A 6,894-nucleotide genomic window follows, 5' to 3' on the forward strand; every position below is an offset into this window, starting at 1 on the left:
GGAGTGGAGCAAGTTGGGGTTTATGATGATTTTTTTGAATTGGGAGGTCATAGTTTGCTGGCCACCAGATTGGTATCGATGATTCGTAAAGAATTGTCTATCGAGGTGTCGATTCGAGAAGTGTTTGAATATACTACCATAGAAGGACAGGCATCACTCATTGAATTTTTTGAATTGGATTTTGATGAAGATGAAGAAGACGAGGAAAGCTATAATGAAAGTATTACACTATAATAAAACTATTAAAATATAATTTTTAACCATGCAGGCAGAAATTTTAAGTATTCTAAAAGAAGCTCATAATAAGAAAATTAAAATAGGGATTGATAAAGGCTCTTTGACAATAAAATCGGTTAATGCTATAGAACCTGATTTATTGCAAAAAATAAAAGAAAACAAGGAATTAATAATTAAATACTTTGAAAAGCGTCAAGCTAAAAAACAAAGAAATGTTTTAACAAAAATTGTTGCTTATGATCGAAATTCCATAACACAAATTCCCTTGTCATTTGGACAAGAACGTTTATGGTTTTTGGATAAATTACAAGGAAGTGAGGAGTATCATATGCCTGTAATTTTAAAATTAAGTGGAGATTTAGATTTTTCTTCCTTGAATAATTCTCTATATAGTATTATTGATCGTCATGAAGTGTTGCGAACCAATATTAGTTCTGTAAATGGAGTTGGATATCAGGAAGTAATGTCACCTGGAAATTGGATTTTGGAACAAAAGGTTTTAAGGGAAGATTATAAGCTGGACGAACTTATTTCTTCTTTTATAAAGCTTCCTTTTGATTTATCAAAAGATTATAAGTTACGAGCCTGTTTGTATGATTTAGGTAATCAACAATATGTTTTGGCCTGCGTGTTTCACCATATTGCCAGTGATGGGTGGTCGGAAGGAATTTTGATAAATGAATTTATGGAGCTTTACAGCGCTTTTCAGTCAGGAAGAGAAGCTGTTTTGCCGGAGCTTGTTTTGCAATATTCAGATTATGCAGTTTGGCAAAGAGATTATCTGGAGGGAGCTGTTTTGGAATCGCAGTTGTCGCATTGGGAAGAAAAGCTTAAGGGAGCAGCTACCTTATCTTTACCAATAGATTATTCACGACCTTCTGTGCAGAGTACAGAGGGGGCAAGTATTTCCTTAGTTTTGGACAAAGAACTTAGCGCATCTCTAAAATTGATCTGTCAAAAAGAAGATGTTACATTGTTCATGTTGATGTTGTCTGTTTTTAAAATATTGTTATCACGTTACAGTGGACAGGAAGATATTTGTATAGGAACTCCAATTGCAAACCGTACCCAATCTGAGCTTGAAGGCATGATTGGTTTTTTTGTCAATACATTGGTACTTCGTAGTGATTTGGGAGGCAACCCAGATTTTAGGGAGCTTTTAAAAAGAGTTAAGGAAACCACATTGGATAGTTATGATCATCAGTTGATCCCTTTTGAGAAAATTGTAGAGAAAGTGGTTACTACCCGTGATATGAGCATGACTCCTTTGTTTCAGGTGATGTTTATATTACAAAATGTAACAAAAGAATCAGGAGAAGGTGGTAAAGGTTTAGATGGTATCATATTTTCAGGTTACGATCTTGAAACTGTTAACTCAAAAGTTGACTTAACATTGAGTGTCTCTGAAAACAATAATGATATTGAGCTGGACCTAAACTATTGTACAGCTCTGTTTGATAAAGGGACGATTGATCGCATGTTGCGGCATTATCAAGAACTTTTGGTTGCTGTCATCAATGACAGTACTCAGCCAATAAGCAGTCTGTCGATGTTGACCACAGGAGAGGAACACGAGTTGCTAAATATTTTCAATGACACGAGTGTTGACTATCCAAAGGATAAAACGCTTGTTGATTTATTTGAAGAGCAGGTCAAAAATACTCCTGATGCCATTGCTGTGGTTTATGAGGGAGAAGAATTAAGTTATAAAGAATTAAACGAGAGGTCCAATCAATTAGGCTGTTATTTAAGAGGGCAAGGGGTTCAGCCGGATACTCTTGTTGGTATTTGTCTGGAGCGCAGCCTGAATATGCTTGTTGGAATATTAGGTATCTTGAAATCAGGAGGTGCTTATGTTCCTATAGATCCGGATTATCCACAGGACCGTATTGCCTATATGGTAAGTGATGCGGGAATTGATTTAGTATTAAGCAGTGCAGCGAGTCATAAAGTATTGAAGGAATATACAAATCTTGATGTTGTATTGCTGGATACAGATTTTGTCAGGATGTCAACCTATTCAACAAAAAACTTAAGTGTTACAGTAGCACCAAGTGATTTGGCTTATGTGATTTATACTTCTGGAAGTACAGGTAATCCCAAAGGGGTTTTGATCACCCATAGCAATGTTGTTCGTTTATTTAAAAACGAATCCTGTTTATTTGATTTTGGTACCGATGATGTCTGGACGCTGTTTCATTCGTTTTGTTTTGATTTCTCGGTATGGGAGATGTATGGTGCTTTGCTTCATGGAGGACGTTTGGTGGTGGTTCCAAAAGTAGTAACAAGAGACGCCGTTTTATTTAAGGAATTATTGATCACTGAAGGAGTCACGGTTTTAAACCAGACCCCTGGATCTTTTTATGCGCTGCAGGAAGCATTCCTGTCAGAGAATTTTGATCATTCGATCAGATATGTGATTTTTGGAGGAGAAGCGTTAAACCCTTTTTATTTACAAAATTGGAAAAAATTATATCCATCCTGTAAGCTGATTAACATGTATGGTATTACCGAGACTACGGTTCACGTTACCTATAAAGAGCTTGTCAGTTCAGATCTGTTAAGTTCTGTTAGTGCGATAGGATCTGCCATTCCTACTTTAGCTTGTTATATTTTGGATGATAATCTAAACTTGGTACCCGTTGGAGTAGTTGGAGAGTTATGTGTTGGAGGAGCCGGAGTAGCACGAGGCTATTTGAATAGAGAAGAATTAACCAAGGAGAAGTTTATAAAAAATCCTTTTGTAGAAGGGGACCGACTGTATCGATCAGGAGACTTAGGACGTTGGCTCCCTGATGGTAGTATAGAATATATTGGGAGGAAAGATAATCAGGTAAAGATTCGAGGCTATCGAATTGAGTTGGGTGAGATTGAGAATGCATTGTCTTTAGTATCGGGAATCAGTCAGTGTTGTGTTTTGGCCAAAGAAGATACCAGTAGGAATAAACGTTTGGTTGGTTATGTAGTTGCGGAGAATAAACTCGATAAAACTGCTTTGCAAGAGCAATTAAAATCAAGTTTACCGGAGTATATGGTTCCGATGATTTGGGTTGAGCTGGAAGAGATGCCCTTAACCTCTAATGGCAAACTGGACAGGAAATCCTTACCTGATCCTGACAGTTCAGCTTTATCAAGTAAGGAATATGTTGCACCAGGAACAGAGACCGAAAAACAACTGGCAGAGATTTGGCAGAACTTATTAGGTATAGAAAAAGTAGGAATTGATGACAATTTCTTTGAAGTAGGAGGAGATTCTATTATTTCGATTAGATTGATTTCAAAAATAAATGAAGTTTTTAAACAACGTATTGAATTAAGAGATCTTTTTAAATACAGTACTATCCGGAGTTTTTCAATTTCAGTATTGAATAGTGATATTGATGATGATACAATTGAAGTGCATTATGAAAAAGTTGAATCTGAAATATCAGCATTGCGATTATCGGTTATGAATTCTATAAAGGATTCAGATTTGATTGAAGATATTTATCCTATGACCGATGTTCAGCAAGGGATGATTATGGAATCTCTGATAGATCCGGCCTTAGGTGTATTTCATGATCAGATGGTATTCCCTTTTCAGGATGGTTCTTTTGATATTAGTAAGTTTTATAAATCCGTTGCATTATTAATTGACAAGCATTCTATATTTCGAACACGTTTTAATTTTTCAGATCATAGTGAACCAGTCCAAATTGTATATAAAAATGTTTCCTTTGATATAGAGCAAATAGATTTAACATTATTTGATAAACAAGAAAAAGAAAAGAAAATTGAAGACTTTCTTGTATCAGAGAGAAGCGTTCCTTTTGATACTCAGGAAGGGTCATTATATCGTTTTACTGTTATTAATATTGATACCCATAATAAGTTGTTTGTGTTTCAGTTTCACCATGCTATTATGGATGGGTGGAGTGTGGCTTCATTTATTACGGAACTTTATAAAACATATTTTGAGTTTAAAAAAGGGAATAATTCTTTTTCTGGTGAGCCACTGGCTTGTAGTCAGCGTGACTTTATCATCAAAGAATTAATAGCCAAACAAGACGATACTGCTGTTTCTTTTTGGAAAGAAGAATTGTCTGGATATAAGTATCTGGATATTTTTTCAGAAGAAACAGAAATCACAGAGTATTATACCAAACAATATGATCTTTCTTTTTTAAATGATCTAAAGAGACAATGTAAAGATCATAATCTGACACTTAAGAGTGTATTATTTGGGGCTTACATCTATGCATTGCAGTTGTTTACCCATGAAAGTGAGTTGACTGTTGGTTTAGTAGCTAATAATCGTCCATCGATTAAAGATGGAGATAAAGTTTTAGGATGTTTTTTAAATACCATACCGGTACGCTATATTTTTGAATCAGAAGGAAGCTGGTTATCGTATTTTAAGGATGTCGAAAAAAAGATGAATGAAATCAATCTCTATGGTCATCTAACCTTTTTTGAGATCAAACGTCTTACAGGATTGAACAGAGAAGATTCATTTTTTGATGTATTGTTTAACTATATTGATTTTCATGTCTACAATGATATCATTTCAGAGAATACTTCAACAGATGTTTTGCTTTCTAATGATGAAGCAGAGAATCAGCAGGATTTAAAAACGTCTTCTTTTGAGCGAACAAGTTCGAGTTTAAATTTAACGGTTAATTTAACAGGAGGTACTGAAATTGAGTTTCAGTATGTTTTGCATAAAAACTTAAAGGCAGAAGTGTCTTTAGAGCGTTTTCATCAATATCTGGATAGTATACTGAATTGTTTTAAGAATCAGCTGGATAGTAATGTAAATAAACACTTAATTCTTCCAGAAGAAGAATCCTGTCAGTTGTTGGATGTTTTTAATGACACGACTGTTGTGTATCCAAAGGATAAGACACTTGTTGATTTGTTTGAAGAACAGGTTCAAAGAACTCCTGATGCCATTGCAGTAATTTATCAAGGAGAGGAATTAAGTTATAAAGAATTGGATACACGATCAAATAAATTAGCGAATTATTTACTATCACATCATATAAATTCTCAAAGTTTAGTCGGAGTTGTTTTAGAACGAAGCGATTGGTTAATTGTATCATTTTTAGCGGTAGTAAAAACTGGAGCAGTATATGTTCCTATAGATGTAAATTATCCTGAGGGTAGAAAGCAATATATAAAGAAGGATAGTGGCTGTAGCATAATTATAGACCATTCGTTTTTGAGTTTATTTAAAGAAACGATTTCAGATTATTCAGATGTAAAGCCTGAGGTTGCTATAAATTCAAATGATCTGGCTTATGTTATTTACACCTCAGGAAGTACAGGACAGCCTAAGGGAGTAATGATTGAACATAAGAGTATTGCTAATACAATCTTATCTCAGATTTCGGCTTTTTCTATCACGAATACAGATAATTGTTTACAATTTGCAAGCCCTTCATTTGATGCTTCCATTTGGGAGATCTGTCTTTCGCTTTTAAGTGGTTCTCGTTTATGTATTATAAAAGAAGAAGTAAAGTCAAACATTACATTATTTGAAAGTTTTGTAGAAAACAATAAAATTACATTTGCCACCTTGCCACCGGCATTTTTACAGTTACTATCTGTAGAAGACCTAAAGGGGATTAGAACTTTAGTTACGGCAGGTGAGTCAATACCTCTTGAATTGGCGAAGATGTTTTCTAAGTACTTTAATTATGTTAATGCTTATGGCCCTACAGAGGCTAGTATTTGTTCTGCAACTTTCTCGGGAGATATAAAGAACCTTGTTCCTATTGGTAAGCCTATCAATAATACAACGGCTTACATTATGGATGAGAGTGACCGACTTTTACCAATGGGTGTCGTTGGAGAATTATGTGTTGGAGGTTCGGGAGTTGCCAGAGGTTATCTGAATAGAGAAGAATTAACCAATGAAAAGTTTATAAAAAATCCTTTTAAAGAAGGAGAAAGAATTTATAAGACAGGAGATTTAGCACGCTGGCTTCCTGATGGTAATATTGAATTTATTGGAAGGAAAGATGATCAGGTAAAGATCCGAGGTTACCGTATCGAGTTGGGTGAGATTGAGAATGTCTTGTCTTCATTGCCGGAAATTAGCCAATGTTGTGTCTTAGCCCGAGAGGATGAAGGCGGAAACAAACGTCTGATAGGTTATGTGGTTACAGAAGGTAAACTCGATAAAGCGGATCTGCAGGATCGTTTGAAATCAAGTCTACCCGAGTATATGATTCCTTTACTTTGGGTAGAACTGGATCAGCTGCCTTTGACTTCTAATGGTAAAATCGATAAGAAATCGCTTCCCGATGCCGACAGTTCTGATTTATCGACTAAAGAATATGTGGCTCCCGGTACAGATACCGAAAAGCAACTGGCCGAAATATGGCAGCAATTACTGGGTATCGAAAGAATAGGTATTTATGATAACTTCTTTGAATTGGGAGGTCACAGTTTACTGGCTACCCGATTAGTTTCGATGATTCGTAAAGAGATGTCTATTGAAGTATCTATCAAGGAAATATTTGAACACACTAGTATAGCAGCTTTAGGGGCTCATGTTTCTGTTCAGTCAGAGGGGGTATTGTTGCCTGCTATAGTGGTTCAGGAAAAACCGGATCGCATTCCTTTGTCTTTCAGTCAGGAGCGACTTTGGTTTTTGGACCAGCTGCAGGGCAG

The 6,894-nt window shown here is 35.6% G+C and carries 2 protein-coding genes; both read left to right on the plus strand.

The genetic code is table 11. The annotated features are described in order from the left end of the window. Positions 1-234 (plus strand): phosphopantetheine-binding protein (locus tag NQQ59_RS25120; protein WP_257698467.1); only part of this gene is annotated, 234 nt, incomplete at its 5' end. A gap of 28 nt (positions 235-262) precedes the next feature. Beyond that, a partial coding sequence (locus NQQ59_RS25125) for a non-ribosomal peptide synthetase (RefSeq protein ID WP_257698468.1) occupies positions 263-6,894 on the plus strand: 6,632 nt, incomplete at its 3' end.

Source organism: Flavobacterium panacis (assembly GCF_024649945.1).
GTDB classification, from domain to species: domain Bacteria; phylum Bacteroidota; class Bacteroidia; order Flavobacteriales; family Flavobacteriaceae; genus Flavobacterium; species Flavobacterium panacis.